This window comes from Corynebacterium stercoris (genome assembly GCF_024160105.1).
Taxonomy (GTDB): Bacteria; Actinomycetota; Actinomycetes; order Mycobacteriales; family Mycobacteriaceae; genus Corynebacterium; species Corynebacterium stercoris.
In genome coordinates this window covers 84,603-102,721 of record NZ_JAMFTQ010000001.1, presented here as the reverse complement: position 1 = coordinate 102,721, position 18,119 = coordinate 84,603, and the positions used below count along the sequence as shown (strand labels likewise).

The following is an 18,119-nucleotide window of genomic DNA, read 5'->3' as shown; positions in this document are numbered from 1 at the left end:
TCACGCCCACCTGCTGCGGGAGGCTTCACATGCTGCACTTGACGGATCTGCGGGGGCAAACCCCGTCCACTGCTGAACTTCGCCGGGTGCTGCCCCGCGGCGGTGTCGACGTCGCCAGCGTGCTGCCCACTGTGGCCCCGATCGTCGAGGCTGTGCACGAGGGCGGCGCGGCGAAAGCGCTGGAGTACGGTGAGCGTTTTGACGGCATCGTGCCAGCGTCGGTACGCGTGCCCGCCGAGGTGATCGCGGAGGCGGAGGCCAGCTTGGCGCCGCGTCTGCGCGAGGCGCTGGAAGCGGCGATCGACCGCATCCGCGCTGTGCACGCCGACCAGAAACCCGCGGAGCACACGACCACGCTCGCACCGGGCGCGACTGTGACGGAGCGCTTCATCCCTGTCGCCCGTGTCGGCCTGTACGTGCCGGGCGGCAAGGCGGTGTACCCCTCCAGCGTGCTCATGAACGTGATCCCGGCGCAGGAGGCGGGAGCGTCTTCGATGGTGGTGTGCACCCCGCCGCAGACCGACTTCGGCGGCTGGCCGCACCCGACGATCCTGGCGGCGTGCGCGCTCCTCGGCGTCGACGAGGTGTGGGCGGTCGGCGGCGCGCAGGCTGTGGCGCTCATGGCCTACGGCGACGACACGGCGGGCCTTGAACCGGTGGACATGGTCACCGGCCCCGGCAACATCTTTGTCGCTGCGGCGAAGCGCCTGGTCAACGGCGTGGTGGGCATCGACGCGGAGGCCGGCCCGAGCGAGATCGCGATCATCGCCGATAAGGACGCCGACGCCGACTACGTGGCTGTCGACCTCATCTCCCAGGCCGAGCACGACGAGCAGGCGGCGAGCGTGCTCATCACCGACTCGGAGGAGCTTGCGGGCGCGGTGGACGCGATCGTCGAGAAGCGGGCGGCGGGGACGCTGAACGCGGAGCGCGCCGCCTCTGCGCTCGGCGGGTCGCAGTCGGGCATCGTGCTTGTCGACGATCTGGAGGCCGCCATCGCCGTCGCGAACGCCTACGCCGCGGAGCATCTTGAAATCCACACTGCGAACGCCGCGGACGTGGCGGCGCGAATCACGAACGCGGGCGCGATCTTCGTGGGCCCGTACTCGCCGGTGCCGCTCGGTGACTACGCGGCGGGCTCGAACCACGTGCTGCCGACATCCGGCACCGCCCGGTTTAACGCGGGGTTATCCACCCACACCTTCCTCAAGCCGGTGAACTTCATCGAGTACGACAAGGCCGCGCTGGGGGAGATCAGCGAGCACATCATCGCGCTTGCCGACGATGAGCAGCTGCCAGCCCACGGCGAATCCATCGCCGCGCGCTTCGCAGGCGAGACGGAAGCATAAGGAGTCACCGCGATGGAATTTCAGCAAGGAACACTCGCGGCCGGCACGAGCATCGACGCGCTTCCGCTGCGCGAAGAGTTGCGCGGCCAGCAGGCCTACGGAGCCCCGCAGCTCGGGGTCCCGGTCGCGCTGAACACGAACGAGAACCCGTACCCGCCCTCGCAGGCGCTCATCGACGATCTGGTGGCAGAGGTGACCAAGGTCGCCTCCACCCTCAACCGCTACCCGGAGCGCGACTCCGTGGAGCTGCGCGACGCGCTCGCGGCGTATCTCACGCGCCACACCGGCGTGGCGGTGACCAGGGACAACGTATGGGCCGCGAACGGGTCGAACGAGATCCTCCAGCAGCTGCTGCAGGCCTTCGGCGGTCCCGGCCGCAGCGCGATGGGCTTCGTGCCCAGCTACTCGATGCACCCGATCTTGTCCTCCGGCACGCAAACCGAATTCATCGGCATCCCGCGCGGTGCGGACTTCCGCATCGACATGGACGCGGCACTTGCCGCGATCGCGGAGCACGCTCCCGACGTCGTCTTCATCACCACGCCCAACAATCCGACAGGCGATGTCACGGCGCTTGACGATATTGAGCGCATTATCCAGGCCGCGCCGGGCATCGTGATTGTGGATGAGGCGTACGCGGAGTTCTCTCCGTCGCCGTCTGCAGCGGTGCTGCTTGAGCGCTACCCGGAGAAGCTGGTCGTTTCGCGCACGATGAGCAAGGCCTTCGACTTCGCGGGCGGACGCCTCGGCTACTTCGTCGCGGCCCCGGCGTTCATCGAGGCTGTCATGCTGGTGCGCCTGCCGTACCACCTCTCTGTGCTGTCGCAGGCGGCGGCGATTGTGGCGCTGCGGCACGCAGACGACACGCTCGCAACCGTCGAGAAGCTCGCTCGCGAGCGCGAACGAGTCCAGAGCGCACTCCTCGATTTCGGCTACGATGTCGTGCCGAGCGAGTCGAACTTCCTGTTCTTCGGGCGTTTCGACGACGCGCACGAGGCGTGGCAGCAGTTCCTCGACCGGGGCGTGCTCATCCGCGACGTCGGCGTGCCCGGCTACCTGCGCGTGACCATCGGACTGGATTTGGAAAACGACGCCTTCTTGGGCGCGGCGAAGGAGATCATCAATGGCTGACCGCATCGGCGTGGCGCGCCGCACCACCAAAGAATCCGACATTGAGGTGGAGATCAACCTCGACGGCACCGGCCAAGTCGACGTGGACACGGGCCTGCCGTTCTTCGACCACATGCTCGGCGCGTTTGGCGCGCACGGCGCGTTCGACCTGAAGGTGCTTGCGAAGGGCGACATCGAGATCGACGCGCACCACACGGTGGAGGACACGGCGATCACGCTCGGATGGGCGCTCGCGGACGCGGTCGGCGACAAGGCCGGCATCCGCCGCTTCGGTTCGGCGCTGCTGCCGATGGATGAGACGCTGGTCGAATCCGTCATCGACATTTCCGGCCGCCCGTACTTTGTCATGCACGGCGAGCCGGAAAACATGGACTGGCAGATTATCGGCGGGCACTACGCCACGGTGATTAACCGCCACTTCTTTGAAACGTTGGCGTACAACGCCCGGGTAACGCTGCACGTCAATGTGCGGTATGGTCGCGATCCGCACCACATCACGGAAGCCGAGTACAAGGCCGTGGCCCGCGCACTGCGCGAGGCGGTGGAGAAGGATCCGCGGATCACGGGCGTACCCTCGACGAAGGGTGCGCTCTAAACACGACGAGGGAGGTACGACGCACGTATGGCAGGAGCACGGTGGATCACACGTTCCCGGGCGCCGCTGACGAGCAGCGAGGTTGAGGCGCTGACCAACCCTTGGCGGGCCCGCGGGTTGCTGCCCGTGCTCGTCGCCGTCGGAGCCGCCTTCGGCGCGTGGGCGATGCTGCTGCCGGTGGTCCCCACCGCCGTGCTCGATGCCGGGCATTCCGAGACCCTCGCCGGACTGAGCACCGGCGTGTTCATGCTCGCCACCGTGCTCACCCAAATCTTCACCCCGTGGCTGTTGCGCACCGTGGGCTACCGCCGCGTTATGGCAGTGTCCTCGCTGCTGCTCGGCGCGCCCGCGTTCGGCTACATGCTGGGCATGGACCAGACCGTACTGCTCACCGTCAGCGCCATCCGCGGCGTCGGTTTCGGCGCGCTCTCGGTGGCGGAGGCCGCGATCATCGCCGAGCTCGTCCCGCTGCGCCTATTGGGCCGGGCGACCGGCGCACTCGGCCTCGTCGTCGGCGCCGCGCAGATGGTGGCGCTGCCGCTGGGCCTCGCGCTAGTGGATGTGCTGGGCTACAACGCCGTGTACGCGATCGGTGCCGGTGTCGGCTTGATCGCGCTCGTCGCATCCTTGCTCATCCCGTCCATCCCGCCGCCGGAGGCGGAGCCGCAGGCCGCGAACGCGGTGCACGTGCCCACCTGGCACCTCGTGCTGGTGCCCGCACTGGCGCTCATGTTTGTCACTACCGCGTACGGCGCGATCACGAACTTCCTGCCGGCATCCATGCGCGAGTTGGATCCGGTGCGCGGCGCCGCACTCGGCGGCGTGATGCTCGGCGTGCTCAACCTGGCGGTAATGATCTCCCGCTACTACGCGGGCCGGGTCATGGACCGCAAGGGCCAGCCCGGCACCGTCCTCATCCCGTTCCAGGTGTGCGCCGCGGTGGGCGTGCTCATGATGGCCGTGATCCTGGCGCTGCAGCTGCCGGTGTGGACCATGGTCATCGCCGTGTTCTTCTACGGCGCGGGCTTCGGCGCAGCGCAGAACGAGTCGCTGACGCTGATGTTCTACCGCCTGCCCCGCAACAGGGCCTCCCAGGCTTCGGCAATCTGGAACATCGCCTTCGACGGCGGCACCGGCATCGGCTCCACGTTCTACGGCATGGTGCTGACCACGATGGCGTTCGCGCCGATGTTCGGCCTCGCCAGCGGTGTCATCCTCCTCGGCCTTGGGGTGACGCTGCTGGACCGCCAGCTCGGCCGCCACCGCGTGGTGGAAGTGAACAACCTCGCCGTGCGCCTGAAGTCCGTCCAGCCGCCGCGCCGCTACAAGGCGGGGGAGCGCGCCGCGAGGCCGCCGCGCCCGGGGCGCTAAACTCTCGCAGCATGACAGCTGCATCTTCCGCCGCCGGACGCCTCCCGCGCGTCGCGCTCCTCGACTACGGCGCAGGCAACATCCGCTCCGCCCAGCGCGCCTTGGAGCACGTCGGCGCGCACGTGGAAGTCACCCAGGACCCGCATGTCGCGGTGGAAGCTGACGGCTTGGTCGTGCCCGGGGTGGGCGCGTTCGCCGCCTGCATGCGCGGCCTGAATGCGGTACAGGCGCCGCGCATCGTGGGCCAGCGCCTCGCGGGCGGTCGCCCGGTGCTGGGCATCTGCGTTGGCATGCAGGTGATGTTCGAGCGCGGTGTGGAGCACGGGGTGGATGCGCAGGGGCTGGGGGAGTGGCCCGGTACCGTCGAAAAGCTCGAAGCCCCGGTGCTGCCGCACATGGGCTGGAACACGCTCGAGATCCCCGAGGGCAGCGCGATGTTTTCGGGGCTCGACGCCGATACACGTTTCTACTTTGTGCACTCCTACGGCGTGCGCGAGTTTCCGCTGGAGGCCGACGAGTACATCGAGTACCCGCGCATCGCCTGGGCCGAGCACGGGCCGAGCAGGTTCATTGCGGCTGTGGAGAATGGCCCGTTGTGGGCCACGCAATTCCACCCCGAGAAGTCCGGCGACGCGGGCCTGGCGCTGCTGGGAAACTGGGTGCGCACCCTGGCGTAGCTTCAGGCGGGGGATAAGCTGGGACGCATGACGTTTACTCTGCTGCCAGCTGTTGACGTGGTGGACGGGCGCGCCGTCCGCCTGGACCAGGGCGAGGCCGGGACCGAGAAGGTCTACGGCGCTCCGCTCGAGGCGGCTCTCGAGTGGCAGGAGCAGGGCGCGACTTGGCTGCACTTCGTGGACTTGGATGCGGCGTTCGGACGCGGCTCCAACCACGAGCTGATGGCCGAGATCACCCGCACCCTGGACATCGATGTCGAGCTCACCGGCGGCATCCGGGACGACGAATCGCTCGAGCGCGCCCTGGCCACCGGCGCGCGCCGCGTGAACATCGGCACCGCCGCGCTGAAGAACCCGGAGTGGACGGTGGACGCGATCCGCCGCTACGGCGACCAAATCGCCATCGACATTGCGGTGCGCGAGGAAGACGGACAGTGGCGCACCAAGGGCAACGGCTGGACCAGCGACGGCGGGGACCTGTGGGAGGTGCTCGAGCGTTTCGACGCCGCCGGTTGCGCCCGCTTCGTGGTCACCGACGTGAGCAAGGACGGCACCCTCGCCGGGCCCAACGTGGACCTGCTGCGCGATGTCTCCGCAGCGACCGACGCCTCCGTCACCGCTTCCGGGGGCATTGCCACGCTTGACGACGTCACCGGGCTGGCCGCGTTCCAAGACGAGGGCATCGATTCCGTAATCATCGGCAAGGCGCTGTACGAGCGCCGCTTCACGCTGCGCGAGGCGCTCGACGCGGTTTCGGCGTTACAGTAAGCCCTATGCTCTCCCAGTACGCCGAGATTGCGCTCGCTGCCGCCGATGAGGCGCGGGATATCTTCGTCGACAAGCTCGGTGCTGCTCCAGCGCTGGTGAAGGGCAAGGGGGATTTTGCGACGGAGGCGGATCTTGCCATTGAGCAGCTACTGCGCGAGCGGCTGGGGGAAGCCACCGGCATCCCTGTGTTCGGCGAGGAGCAGGGCGGCAAGCTGGACCCGGAGGCGTGCTGGGTGGTCGACCCGATTGACGGCACGTCGAATTACAGCTCCGGCAACCCGAACTGCGCGATCCTCATCGCCCTGATTCAAAAGGGTCAGCCGGTGCTCGCGGTGACCGATATTCCGTTGCTGGGCATGCGCCTGCACACGGTAGGGGACGGGCCGGTTATGTTGAACGGCGAGGTGCTGCCCGCGATCGGGCAGGAGACGGCCGCGGCGGCGCAGATCGGTGTCGGCTCGGTGGGTTCCGATGACAGGCAGCGATTCCCGGCGCAGGTGCGCCTCGATCTGGTCGGCGCGCTCGCCGAGACCGAGCTGCGCCCGCGTATCTGCGGGTCTGTTGGCGTGGACCTCGCGTTTGTGGCGCTCGGCATCTACCAGGCCGCCGTGAGCTTCTCGCCGCACATCTGGGACAACGCGGCAGGCGTGCTGCTCGGACGCAACGCGGGCGGCGTGGTCACCGACGTCACCGGGGAAGAGTGGCGCATCGGCGCGGCCGGCGCGATCTCGGGTACGCCGGCGGCGCACCGCACGGCCCTGAGTACGATGTTGCGCGTACAGTAACCGCGCGCGGCGGCGAGCGCCGCGGCCAAAAAGGAGTTGCACACATGGCTGTCGCCATCCGAATCATCCCGTGCCTCGACGTGGACAACGGCCGCGTGGTCAAAGGCGTGAACTTTGACAACCTGCGCGACGCCGGCGACCCGGTGGAGCTGGCCAAGCGCTACGGCGAAGAGGGCGCGGATGAGCTGACCTTCCTCGACGTGACCGCGTCCAAAGAGGGGCGCGGCACGATGCTCGAGGTGGTGCGCCGCACCGCGGAGCAGGTGTTCATCCCGCTCACCGTCGGCGGCGGTGTCCGCAGCGCCGACGACGTGCGCGAACTGCTGCGCGCCGGTGCGGACAAGGTCAGCGTCAACACCGCCGCGATCGCGCGCCCAGAGCTGCTGCGCGAACTGGCGTCGGAGTTCGGCTCCCAGTGCATCGTGCTCTCCGTCGACGCGCGCCGCGTGCCCGCAGACGGCACGCCGCAGCCCTCCGGGTTCGAGGTGACCACCCACGGCGGCACGAAGTCCGCCGGCATCGACGCCATCGAATGGGCGCGCACCGGCCAGGACCTCGGCGTGGGTGAAATCTTGCTCAACTCCATGGACGGCGACGGCACTAAGGGCGGCTTCGACCTGGAGCTTCTGCGCCTCGTCCGCGACGCCGTCCACATTCCCGTCATCGCTTCAGGCGGCGCGGGCGCGGCCGAGCACTTCCCGCCGGCGGTCGCCGCCGGCGCCGACGCGGTGCTCGCGGCATCCATCTTCCACTTCGGGGAAGTCTCCATCCCCGAAGTGAAGCAGGTGCTTGCCGACGCAGGGTACGAGGTGCGCTAGATGGCAGTGAGCGATTACGTGCTGGATGCGAGCGTCGGCACGCGTTTGAAGCGCAATGAACAGGGCCTAGTGCCGGCGATCGTGCAGGCGGCGGACACCGGCGAGGTGCTCATGCTGGCGTGGATGGATGACCACGCGCTGGCGCACACCCTGGAGACGCGCCGGGGAACGTACTATTCGCGCTCCCGCGGCGAGTACTGGATCAAGGGAGAGACCAGCGGCAACGTGCAACACGTGGAGTCCGTGGCCTTGGACTGCGACGGGGACACCATCCTGCTCAAGGTCTCCCAGACCGGCGGCGCTTGCCACACCGGGGACCGCACCTGTTTCGACGCCGACGTGCTCATGGATCAGCCATGAGCGGTAACAAGGGCCTGAGCCGCCTCGGCGCGGCGTTGACCGGCGCGGGTGCCGCGGCATTGTGGGCGTTCTCCCGCGGGACCTGGGTGAGCGCGGTCTACGAGGACACGTTGGCGGGCGGCGGCACCGCCATGATCTCCGGTGCCGAGTGGTCTGCGGAACTCACCGCGGTGGCGCTCTTGCTGCTCGTCGGCACTATTGGACTGCTGAGCCTGCGGCGCGTCGGCCGGCGCATCGTCGGCGCAGTGAGCGCCCTGGCGGCGCTCGGCGCGGCGGTGTCCCCGGCGACGCTCCTTCTCCGCGGCGCTGATCCGGAGCGCGCGCACGCGATCCTCTCGTCCGGCTCGGACGGTTCCGCCACCGGCGCGACCACGGCCGCGATTTCGGAGTGGGCGGATATTACTGCCGTCGATACAGCGAACCTGTTTCCCGTGCTCACGCTCCTCGGTTGCCTGCTCGCCGTCGTCGGCGGCGTGTGCGCTGTGGCGCGCCCGGGCGAGGATGCCCCGAAGATGAACAAATACGAAAAGGAGGCCGTGCGCCGCGAGCACATCCGCGAGGACCTCGACGCCCGCCCGGACTCGGGCCGCGTCATGTGGGACGCGCTCGACGCGGACATCGACCCGACCGAGGATGCGTCGCGGGGGTAATTTCCTCTCGCAGGTAGCGGGCCACTAACCTAACTCCTTGAATGCCCTTGACCCTGCACGACGCTTCAGCGGGAGGTGGTCATGCTCGCACCAAGCTCGGTGAACGAGGTTGTCGCCGCCGTCTTGCGCGACGTTGCCAAGCGTGAAGCATGCGTGCCGTTTCAGGAGATCAAGGCCAAGTCCCGCGCCCTGCCGGACCCCACCCGTGACGTTCGCGCCGCGCTGTTGCGCTCCGGCTGCGGCGTGATTGCGGAGATCAAGCTCAACTCGCCCGTGTACGGCCCCACCGGTGTCGCGCGCCGCGAGATCGCGGATGTGGCCCGCGCTATCGAGGAGGGCGGTGCCCACCTCATCGCGTGCCAGACCGAGCGCCTGCGTTTCGACGGCTCCCTGCACGACATGGCCGCCGCCCGCGCCGCAGTCGCGCTGCCCATGGTGTGCCGCGACGTGATCGTGGACCCCTACCAAATTCACGAGGCCCGGTGTTACGGCGCCGACGCGGTGCCCTTGCAGGTGGGCATTCTCGAGCAGGCCCGCCTCATTGCGTTGATTGACCGCGCGGAGTCCCTCGGCATGGCAGTTATGGCCGAGGTTCGCACCCCCCAGGAGGCGGACCGGGCGCTTGACGCTGGAGCCAGCATCATCGCCGTCAACTCCTGGACCTTCGACACCAACAACCTTCGCCCCGGCACGTTCGCTGAGATCGCGCCGGGGCTTCCCAGTGACGTGATCAAGATCAGCCTCGGCGGTGTCACGAGCGTCCGCGACCTCATCGACGCCGCCTCCAGCGGCGCCGACGCCGTCCTCGCCGCGGAGGCCATCATGAGCGGCGACGATATCTTCGCCGCCACCCGCAAGCTCGCCGCCGCCGGCCAGCACCCGTCCTGCCCCTCGCGGCGATAGCGCGGAGAGCCGGGTGCGTTAGGGCATACTGTTCTGCGTGCAAACGATGATCCTGGCCAACATCCCGTCGCCGCCGCAGGGCGTGTGGTACCTCGGTCCCATTCCCATCCGCGCGTACGCGCTGTGCATCATGACCGGTATCGCGCTAGCGATGTGGATTGGCATCCGCCGCTACGAAGCCCGCGGAGGCAACCCCGACACGGTGTGGGACGCCGCGGTTGTGGCCATTCCTGCCGGCATCGTCGGCGGCCGGTTGTACCACGTGATCACGGATTACGACAAGTACTTCGGTCCCGGAAAGAACCCGTGGCAGGCGTTCAACATTTCCGGCGGCGGCCTGGGGATTTGGGGTGCCGTGATGCTCGGCGCACTCGCGATTTGGCTGCTCATGCGCCACAAGGGCCTGCCGCTGGCGCCGCTGACGGACGCACTCGCGCCCGGCGTGATTCTGGCGCAGGCCGTCGGCCGCCTCGGCAACTGGTTCAACCAGGAGCTTTACGGCGCGCCGACGGACCTGCCGTGGGCGCTGGACCTCTACTACCGCGTCGACGAAGCGGGCAACTACGCGCCGCTCACCGGCCGATCCACCGGCGAGGTCATTGCCAGCGTGCACCCGACGTTCCTCTACGAACTGGTCTGGAACGTGCTCATCTTCGCTTTGCTCATCTGGGCCGACCGCCGCTTCCGCCTCGGCCACGGCCGCGTCACCTGGCTTTATGTTGCCGGTTACACCTTCGGCAGGTTCTTCATCGAGCTCATGCGTACCGACGAAGCGAACCTCATCCTCGGGCTTCGCGTGAACACGTGGGTGTCTGCTATCTTGTTCATCCTCGCTGTGGTGATGGTCCTGCGTTCGAAACCGGGCAGGGAAACTCCGGAGGAGGTCGATCCGGGATATAGCCAAGGTCGCGAGGCCGCCAAGCACGAGAACTAGAAAGCGATTAGGTTAGGGGGACGTGGACAGAAGAACCAAGATCGTATGTACGCTCGGCCCCGCAGTGGCCAGCAAAGACGCAATTCTGGGACTTGTTCGTGACGGGATGGACGTTGCTCGCCTGAACTTCTCCCACGGTGACTACCCAGACCACGAGCAGAACTACCGCTGGGTCCGCGAGGCCACGGATGAGACCGGCCACGCCGTCGGCATCCTGGCTGACCTGCAGGGCCCGAAGATCCGCCTCGGCCGCTTTGAGGGCGATGGCAAGACCTACTGGGAGACGGGCGAGATCGTCCGCATCACGGTTGATGATGTTGAGGGCACGCACGACCGCGTCTCCACCACCTACAAGAACCTCGCGCAGGACGCGAAGCCGGGCGACCGCCTGCTTGTTGACGATGGCAAGGTCGGCCTCGTCTGCGTCGAGGTCGACGGCAACGATGTTGTCTGCCGCGTGACCGAGGGCGGCCCGGTTTCCAACAACAAGGGCGTTTCCCTCCCGGGCATGGACATTTCCGTGCCGGCGCTCTCCGAGAAAGACAAGGAAGACCTCCGCTTCGCGCTGCGTCTCGGCGTGGACATGATCGCGCTGTCCTTCGTGCGCTCACCATCCGACGTGGATCTGGTCCACGAGATCATGGATGAGGTTGGCCGCCGCGTGCCGGTCATCGCCAAGCTGGAGAAGCCGGAGGCAGTGGACGCGCTCGAGTCCATCGTGCTGTCCTTCGACGCCATCATGGTCGCCCGAGGTGACCTAGGCGTGGAGATCCCGCTCGAGCAGGTGCCGCTTGTGCAGAAGCGCGTGATCCAGATCGCCCGTGAGAACGCGAAGCCGGTCATCGTGGCTACCCAGATGCTCGATTCCATGATCGAGAACTCGCGCCCGACCCGCGCCGAGGCGTCCGACGTCGCGAACGCCGTGCTCGATGGTGCCGACGCTGTCATGCTCTCCGGCGAGACCTCCGTTGGCGTTGACCCGCATAACGTTGTCCGCACCATGGCCCGCATCGTCCGCTCCGCAGAGACGATGGGCACCGTCCCGCCGCTGAACCACATCCCGCGCACCAAGCGCGGCGTGATCTCGTTCTCGGCGAACGACATTGCGAACCGCCTCAATGCGCGCGCGATTGTCACCTTCACCACCTCCGGTGACACCGCCCGCCGCGTGGCCCGCCTGCACCCGGAGCTGCCGCTGCTGGTGTTCACCCCAGTTCAGCAGGTGCGTTCCCAGCTGGCCGTGACCTGGGGCGTGGAGACCTTCCTCTGCCCGGAGGTCCACAACACCGACGACATGCTGAAGACTGTCGACGCATCCCTGCTGGCTATCGAGGAATACAACCCGGGCGACACCATGGTTGTCGTCGCCGGCATCCCGCCGGGGGTTGCTGGCACCACCAACACAATTCACGTGCACCAGCTCGGTGAGGACACGCGCAACCCGCAGTTCTAAAACGAGCGTCGGAAAGCACCGCTCGGCTCTTGCCAGCGGTGCTTTTTCGTGCGATACTGCAGCCATGCGCCTCCCGTTTACCCTGGAGCAAATCATCGGGGCCGTCGCCGCGCTGCTCACCGCGGTGGGCATTGTCGCAGCGTTGGGCACGTCGCTTACCGACGGCAGCTCCAAGGCCACCTCCGCAGAATCAACCGAGACCACGCTGCCGCACCCGGGCATCGGCAGCGGGATTCCCCAGCCGTTCCCAGGCGTGAACGGTGGCACCGGGCCCGCCGTGCGCCCGGGCGACACCCTGCCAAACCGCGATCTTGTCGCTGTGAGCGAGCGGAGCTGGGACTCTTGGGAGCGGGTCGCGGGGAAGCCGAACGCCGTGCGCATCTTCTACTGGGGCGGCGCGCCCGCCTGCTCAGGGGAGTACGTCGAGGTGGAGGAGACCAGCGCAAGCGTGAACGTGCGACTGTTCGCCGGCGCGCCGAAGGGCGGGCCTGACGCTTGCATTGCGGTTGCGGTGGCCCGCAGCATGGTGGTGACCCTCGATGTATCTCTCGGGGATCGCGTCGTCACCCAGACCCGAGGGGTGAAGCCGCCCCGCCGCGACATCATTCCGATGCCTACGGTGCCGGTTGTGGTGGCCACCCAGTAGCGAATCCGCTGCCTGCATAGTTCCGTACACTCGGGCCAATGGCTGGCATTGAGATCCGCGACGCGCACCTGCATAACCTCAAAAACGTCGACGTGGATATTCCGCGCGGCAAGTTGGTGGCGGTGACCGGGGTGTCCGGATCGGGAAAGTCGTCGCTGGCGTTCGGCACGATTCACGGCGAGGGCCAGCGCCGCTACTTCGAATCGGTGGCGCCGTTCGCGCGGCGGCTGATCGGCTCCGCGGTGGACCCGCAGGTGGGCCAGGTGGAGGGTCTGCCGCCGACCGTCGCGCTCGAGCAGTCCACCTCCGGCGGCGGGGCACGCTCGACGGTGGGCACGGTCTCGGCGCTGTCGAACAGCGTCCGCCTCCTCTACTCCCGCGCCGGCGACAACCCGCACGGGTTGTACTCCGACTCCTTTTCTCCGAACACCCCGGAGGGCATGTGCCCGACCTGCCAGGGCACCGGCGTGGTGCACGAACCCACGGAAGCGACGATGGTGCCGGACCCGACGAAGTCGATCGAAGAAGGCGCCATCGCCGCGTGGCCCGGCGCGTGGGCGGGGAAGAACTTCCACGACATTTTGCAGACGCTGGGCTACGATCTGGATTCGCCGTGGAAGGACCTGCCGGAAGCGGATCGGCATTGGATCCTGTTTACGGAGGAACGCCCCGTCGTCACGGTGAAGCCCCTGCGCGGCGCGGACCAGATCCAGCGCAACTACGAGGGCACGTGGCGCTCGGTGGCGAGTTACCTCACGAACACCCTGGCCGAGACGCAGTCCGACACGCTGCGCAAGCGTGTCTTGTCATTCATGGAGTCGCGCACGTGCCCCACGTGTCACGGCCGCCGCTTGAACCCGCGGGCGCTTGAGGTCACCTATGCGGGGCTGCCCATCGATGAACTTGGCGCCCTGCCGCTCGACCGCGTCCACGAACTCCTCGCCGCGCAATCGCCGGATCCGAACACCGCCGAGGCGCTCCTGCTCAAGCAGATCCTCCCGGCCCTGCAGTCGGCGCTCGATCTCGGGCTGGGGCATCTGAGCCTGGATAGGCCATCGCGGAGCCTGAGCGCGGGCGAGCTCCAGCGCATCCGCCTCGCCGCGCAGCTGCGCTCGGGTCTCTTCGGCGTGGCCTACGTGCTCGACGAGCCTTCGGCGGGCCTGCACCCGGCGGAGCGCGGCGCGGTGCTGGACATTTGCCGCCAGTTCGTGGCCGCGGGTAACTCCGTGCTGCTGGTGGAGCACGACATGGACCTTGTCGCCCAGGCCGATTGGCTCGTCGACGTCGGCCCGCTGGCCGGTGAGCGCGGCGGCGAGGTGGTCTATTCCGGGCCGGTGGGGGAGTACGACGCGGACACACCCACGGCGCGCGCCCTGAACAACAGGGAGCTTTCGCTTAACGACGCCGCCCGCAGCCCGTTCGCGTCACTCTCCCTGCAAGGTGTTCACGCGCGCACGATCGACAACCTCGACGTGGAGTTCGGCCTCGGCCAGTTCACGGCGGTGGCGGGCGTGTCCGGGTCCGGCAAGTCCACGCTGGTGAGCACGGTGCTGGCAGGTGTCTTGCGTGAGGGTGCATCAGCAGTGACTGATGAGGATGAGGCGGACGATGCTGGCGGGGACACTGCATTCAGCGTCGGTGCACGCGCGGGATTCGACGAGGTCAGCCGCGTTGTGCAGATCACGCAGAAGCCGATTGGCCGCACGCCACGCTCGACTTTGGCTACGTACACGGGGCTTTTCGACGGCGTGCGCAAGCTCTTCGCTGCCACAGATGAGGCGGAACGGCGCAAGTGGACCGTCTCGCGCTTTTCCTACAACGTGAAGCAGGGCCAGTGCCCGACGTGCGGCGGCGCAGGCAAGATCGAGGTGGAGCTGGTCTTTCTGCCCGGCTCCTACACCACCTGTCCGGATTGCGGCGGCGCGCGCTACAACGACGAGACGTTGGAGGTGACCTGGCAGGGCATGAACATCGCTGAGGTGCTCGACCTCACCGTCGACGAGGCGGCTGACGTGTTCGCGGAGGAGCCCAAGGTCCTGCGCGCCGTGGAGACCCTGCAGGCTGTCGGGCTGGGCTACCTGCGTCTCGGGCAGGGCGCTCCGGAGCTCTCGGGTGGTGAGGCGCAGCGCATCAAGCTGGCCACCGAGCTGCAGCGGTCCCGGAATTCGCGCCGCGGACACACTGTGTATCTCCTTGACGAACCCACCACCGGCCTCCACCCAGCGGATGTGGAGCTCCTCGTCGCCGAGCTGAATTCGCTTGTCGACGCTGGCCAAACCGTGATCGTGGTCGAGCACAACTTAGACGTCCTCGCCCAGGCGGACCGCATCATCGAGATGGGTCCGGGCGCCGGCGCCGAGGGCGGTCGCATCATCGCCGACGGAACCCCGGCGGAAGTGGCTGCGCAAAACACAGCGACGGGACGGGTCCTGCGCTAGCGGACCTGCGCCCGCGGACTTCCGCGGGGCGGTAGCCGCTCCGCGATCAGCGATGATCCTGATCGGCGGCAGGGCAGTCCGCCGGGCGGACAACCATGAAGCAGGGGTTGAGAGATGTCCGCCGCGCGGACAACCATGACGCGAAGGTTCAGAGTGCTCCGCCGGGCGGGCTTCCGCCGCGCGGACAACTGTGAAGCGGGGTTGAGGGATGTCCGCCGCGCGGACAACCGGGAAGCGGGGGTTGAGAGATGTCCACCGCGCGGACTCCGCCGCGCGGACAACTATGAAGTAGCGGTTGAGAGAGTTCCGCCGGGCGGACAACCGTGAAGCTGCGGTTGAGGGATGTCCGCCGCGCGGACAACTGTGAAGCAACCGTTGAGAGAGTTCCACCGCGCGGACTTCCGCCGCGCGGACAACCGTGAAGCGGGGGTTGAGAGATGTCCACCGCGCGGACTTCCGCGCCGCGGACAACCGTGAACCAGAGGCTAAGACTATTCCGCCGCGCGGAATCCGCCCCACCACCAGCGTTGCCATTCGTCGGCGGCGGGGTGCGAGGGAGGCGTGATCACGTCGTGGCCAACCCGGATTTCGCTGACCGGGCTGATGCCGTGGAGGGAGTTTAGGAACCACAAGGGGCGCTCGGCGGCGAGCTCAAGAGTGAGTGCGCGGCGCTCCACCACAAGACCGAGGGACCGCGCCCGCTCGGCCACTTGATGCATGGTTACGCTCGGCAACCGCACACCGTCCGGAACTACGAGCGCGTCCCCATCCCACGCAACCAGTGCCCCGGTGGTAGTTTCCAGCATCGCGCCGGTGCGATCCGCGATCACGGTGTCGTCGGTGCCCTCGCGCTGGTAGCGGGAGCGGTAGGCCCGCAGCGCACCGAAGTCGGGGCCCTTCACTGCAGGCTGCGTCCGCGGGTCGGGGGCTGCCAAAGACGGCTCGACAAACGTCAACGTTGTAAACGGGCGAGGGGGAGGGGCGGGGCGAACGTCGAGAAGCAAAAGCCCCTGCGAGAGCGCGATGCGGGGAAAGAGTTCCCCGGCGCCAAGCAGGGGCAGCATCGCGTCGACGAAGCCTTCGGGCAGCGGGCCGGCGTTGCGGGTGAATCGTGCGAAGTGCAGGTCGAGGCCGTTGGCGCGGCCGGAAGAATGGCGCCACGAGTCGGCGACGTCGAGCGGCCCGTCCGGGACGTCGCGCGGGACGAAGCGGCCGTGCCAGGCGAACTTACGCATCCCACGCCCCCAGCACGGACCGCGCTTTGAGGTCGCGCTCGGCGAGCTCGGCATGCGCGTCGCTGGCCAGCACAATCGCGCCGCCGGCGCCGACGGTCAGCTCGTCGCCAACGCGGACAGCAGTGCGGATGACCACGCTGAGATCCGCCTGGCCGTCGAAACCCAGGTATCCGAGCGCACCGGAGTACACGCCACGCGGCCCGGTCTCGAGACGCTCGATGATTTCGCAGGTGCGCAGCTTCGGCGCGCCGGTCATGGAACCCGGCGGGAATGCGGCGCGGAGAAGGTCGATCAGGGAAGCGTCGGCGCGCAAACGCCCCGTCACGGTGGATACGAGCTGGTGGACGGTGGCGAAGCTCTCAACAGCCATGAGCTTCGGTACCTCGACGCTGCCGGGTTCGCAGACGCGGCCGAGGTCGTTGCGCAGCAGATCGACGATCATGAGGTTCTCCGCACGCGATTTCGGGTCGCGTGCCAGCTCGTCTGGGTCCGCCGAGCGCGGCACAGTGCCCTTGATCGGCTTCGCCTCGACCGCGCTGTCGCGGACGGTGAGGAAACGCTCCGGCGAGGCGCTCATGACCTCCACCTCGCCGAACTGCAGGTGCGCCGCGTACGGCGCGGGGTTGTTGGCCCTGAGCTGCGGATACACGTCGCCAGTCGCGCGTGTCTCGTACGTATCCGTCAGGCACACCTCGTAGCTCTCGCCCGCGCGCAGCTCCTCCTGCGCCCGCTCGACCCGCTCGCGGTAATCCGGCACTCTCCAGGAACCCCCGCTTATCGACGCTCCCTCAACCCCAACCTCAACACCATTCAGCGCAGCAGCGAGCCGACCCAGCAGCCGCTCGGTTTCAACGTTCGCCTCGCCAGTGTGCAAGCAGCACAGGTGCGCGACTTCCGCCTCGTGGTCGTACACAATCCACGACTGCGGCCGCACGAAGTATGCGTCAGGGTACGACGACCGGTGCCGCCCGAGATCCGCTCCGGGCAGGGTGAGCTGCGCGCACTCGTACCCCAAGTAGCCCACGACCCCGCCCGTGAACGGCAGGTCGGGCGGGTTCGCGATACCCGCGGCAAGCTCCTCGTCCAGCGCCGCGAGCACGTCCGGCTCGTCCCCCAGGCGGTACCGAATGACCCGGCTCAGGCTGCCCGCCGCGTCCCCGATGATCGAGTACCGCCCACGCGGATCAGCCGAGTCCAGCCAAAACGCGTGATCGGACTCGCCGATTGCGCGGAGCGCATCAGCGACACCCTGGCAATCGATCGGGCCAGCAACTGCGCGGTGCTCCAGGTACCAGTGCTTTTCGACGTTTGTTTTCTGCCGCTCGGCGGGTAAAAGAGCGTCGGCAAGCGGGGCAAGCGCGATGAAGTTGCGGACCAGCTGCTCGCCGTATTCGGAGAGGACGGACTCGGGGTGGAACTGCACGCCCCAGTGTGGCTGACCTGTGACTTCGAGACCTTGGATGATGCCGTCCTCGCTGCGCGCGTGGACGGTGATGCCGGGGGTTTCCTCGATATGCAGCGAGTGGTAGCGCACCACGTCGAAATCCTGGGGGATGCCGGTAAAGATGCCCTCGCCACTGTGGTTGATCTGGCTGATGAAGCCGTGCCGCGGCTCAGGCGCGCGAGTGACCGCGGCGCCGGCGAGGACTGCGAGGCCCTGGTGACCGAGGCACACGCCGAGAACAGGGACGCCCTCGGCGGCCTGGATCACCGCGCGGGAGCCGCCGAAGTCTGCGTCACGGTCGGGGCTGCCGGGGCCCGGGGAGATGACGACGTGGGTGAACTCTCCGGCGGTGACACGCTCCGGGATGCGTTCGGCCGCGACCTCGTCAGCGGTAATCACTTGCGGCCACTGGCCGGAGGCGCAGTGGATCAGGTGCGCGAGGTTGAACGTGTACGAGTCCCGGTTATCAACGAGGAGGATCACGGGGCGCTCGTGCTTTCGAGCAGCTCGCTCAAGTTGCGGGGAAACACAAGGGGAGCATACCCCGATGGAATGAGAGACC

General features: G+C 67.8%; 17 protein-coding genes. 15 read left to right on the top strand and 2 right to left on the bottom strand.

Translation table 11 applies throughout. From position 1 onward, the window contains the following. Positions 1-29: 29 nt before the first annotated feature. The 15 genes from hisD to M5J20_RS00420 all read left to right on the top strand — a co-directional run bounded on the left by hisD (position 30) and on the right by M5J20_RS00420 (position 14,878). Entirely contained in the window at positions 30-1,349 is a 1,320-nt protein-coding gene (hisD, locus tag M5J20_RS00490; RefSeq protein WP_253575342.1) for a histidinol dehydrogenase, read from the top strand. 12 nt (positions 1,350-1,361) lie between these two features. Next, the gene (locus M5J20_RS00485) at positions 1,362-2,480 is read left to right on the top strand and encodes a histidinol-phosphate transaminase (protein ID WP_253575341.1); all 1,119 of its coding nucleotides are present in this window, start codon (positions 1,362-1,364) and stop codon (positions 2,478-2,480) included. After that, entirely contained in the window at positions 2,473-3,075 is a 603-nt protein-coding gene (gene hisB, locus M5J20_RS00480) for an imidazoleglycerol-phosphate dehydratase HisB (protein WP_253575340.1), read from the top strand. Before M5J20_RS00485 ends, hisB begins: the two co-directional genes overlap by 8 nt. Before the next feature lie 27 nt (positions 3,076-3,102). Then, complete coding sequence (locus tag M5J20_RS00475; RefSeq protein ID WP_253575339.1) at positions 3,103-4,446, top strand: MFS transporter; 1,344 nt, start codon at positions 3,103-3,105, stop codon at positions 4,444-4,446. Between the two features lie 11 nt (positions 4,447-4,457). Beyond that, positions 4,458-5,123 carry an imidazole glycerol phosphate synthase subunit HisH gene (gene hisH / locus M5J20_RS00470; RefSeq protein ID WP_253575338.1) on the top strand — a complete coding sequence of 222 codons (666 nt, stop codon included), beginning with the start codon at positions 4,458-4,460 and terminating at the stop codon, positions 5,121-5,123. Positions 5,124-5,150: 27 nt separating this feature from the next. Continuing rightward, positions 5,151-5,891, top strand: a complete 741-nt coding sequence (gene priA / locus M5J20_RS00465) for a bifunctional 1-(5-phosphoribosyl)-5-((5-phosphoribosylamino)methylideneamino)imidazole-4-carboxamide isomerase/phosphoribosylanthranilate isomerase PriA (protein ID WP_253575336.1) — start codon at positions 5,151-5,153, stop codon at positions 5,889-5,891. A 5-nt stretch (positions 5,892-5,896) separates the two neighbouring features. Then, complete coding sequence (locus M5J20_RS00460; RefSeq protein ID WP_253575334.1) at positions 5,897-6,676, top strand: inositol monophosphatase family protein; 780 nt, start codon at positions 5,897-5,899, stop codon at positions 6,674-6,676. Positions 6,677-6,720: 44 nt separating this feature from the next. Beyond that, positions 6,721-7,494 carry an imidazole glycerol phosphate synthase subunit HisF gene (gene hisF, locus M5J20_RS00455; RefSeq protein ID WP_253575332.1) on the top strand — a complete coding sequence of 258 codons (774 nt, stop codon included), beginning with the start codon at positions 6,721-6,723 and terminating at the stop codon, positions 7,492-7,494. Continuing rightward, positions 7,495-7,854, top strand: coding sequence for a phosphoribosyl-AMP cyclohydrolase (hisI, locus tag M5J20_RS00450; RefSeq protein ID WP_253575330.1), 360 nt, complete (start codon positions 7,495-7,497; stop codon positions 7,852-7,854). After that, positions 7,851-8,504, top strand: a complete 654-nt coding sequence (locus M5J20_RS00445; RefSeq protein ID WP_253575328.1) for a TIGR02234 family membrane protein — start codon at positions 7,851-7,853, stop codon at positions 8,502-8,504. Before hisI ends, M5J20_RS00445 begins: the two co-directional genes overlap by 4 nt. A gap of 81 nt (positions 8,505-8,585) precedes the next feature. Then, positions 8,586-9,407 (top strand): indole-3-glycerol phosphate synthase TrpC, encoded by an 822-nt coding sequence (locus tag M5J20_RS00440; RefSeq protein ID WP_253575326.1) that lies wholly within the window; start codon positions 8,586-8,588, stop codon positions 9,405-9,407. Positions 9,408-9,444: 37 nt separating this feature from the next. Next, positions 9,445-10,341 carry a prolipoprotein diacylglyceryl transferase gene (gene lgt, locus M5J20_RS00435; protein ID WP_253575324.1) on the top strand — a complete coding sequence of 299 codons (897 nt, stop codon included), beginning with the start codon at positions 9,445-9,447 and terminating at the stop codon, positions 10,339-10,341. A 22-nt stretch (positions 10,342-10,363) separates the two neighbouring features. After that, entirely contained in the window at positions 10,364-11,794 is a 1,431-nt protein-coding gene (pyk, locus tag M5J20_RS00430) for a pyruvate kinase (RefSeq protein ID WP_253575322.1), read from the top strand. Positions 11,795-11,858: 64 nt separating this feature from the next. Beyond that, positions 11,859-12,440, top strand: coding sequence for a hypothetical protein (locus M5J20_RS00425; RefSeq protein WP_253575320.1), 582 nt, complete (start codon positions 11,859-11,861; stop codon positions 12,438-12,440). 38 nt (positions 12,441-12,478) lie between these two features. Next, positions 12,479-14,878 (top strand): excinuclease ABC subunit UvrA, encoded by a 2,400-nt coding sequence (locus M5J20_RS00420; RefSeq protein WP_253575318.1) that lies wholly within the window; start codon positions 12,479-12,481, stop codon positions 14,876-14,878. A gap of 491 nt (positions 14,879-15,369) precedes the next feature. Here M5J20_RS00420 and M5J20_RS00415 read toward each other — a convergent pair whose 3' ends face one another. Then, positions 15,370-16,113: an aminotransferase class IV gene (locus M5J20_RS00415; protein ID WP_253575316.1), complete on the bottom strand. Its 744-nt coding sequence runs from the start codon at positions 16,111-16,113 to the stop codon at positions 15,370-15,372. Further along, a complete protein-coding gene (locus tag M5J20_RS00410) occupies positions 16,106-18,040 on the bottom strand; it encodes a chorismate-binding protein (protein WP_253575314.1) in 1,935 nt (644 codons plus the stop codon). The genes M5J20_RS00415 and M5J20_RS00410 overlap by 8 nt, the downstream gene beginning before the upstream one ends. Positions 18,041-18,119: the final 79 nt, after the last annotated feature.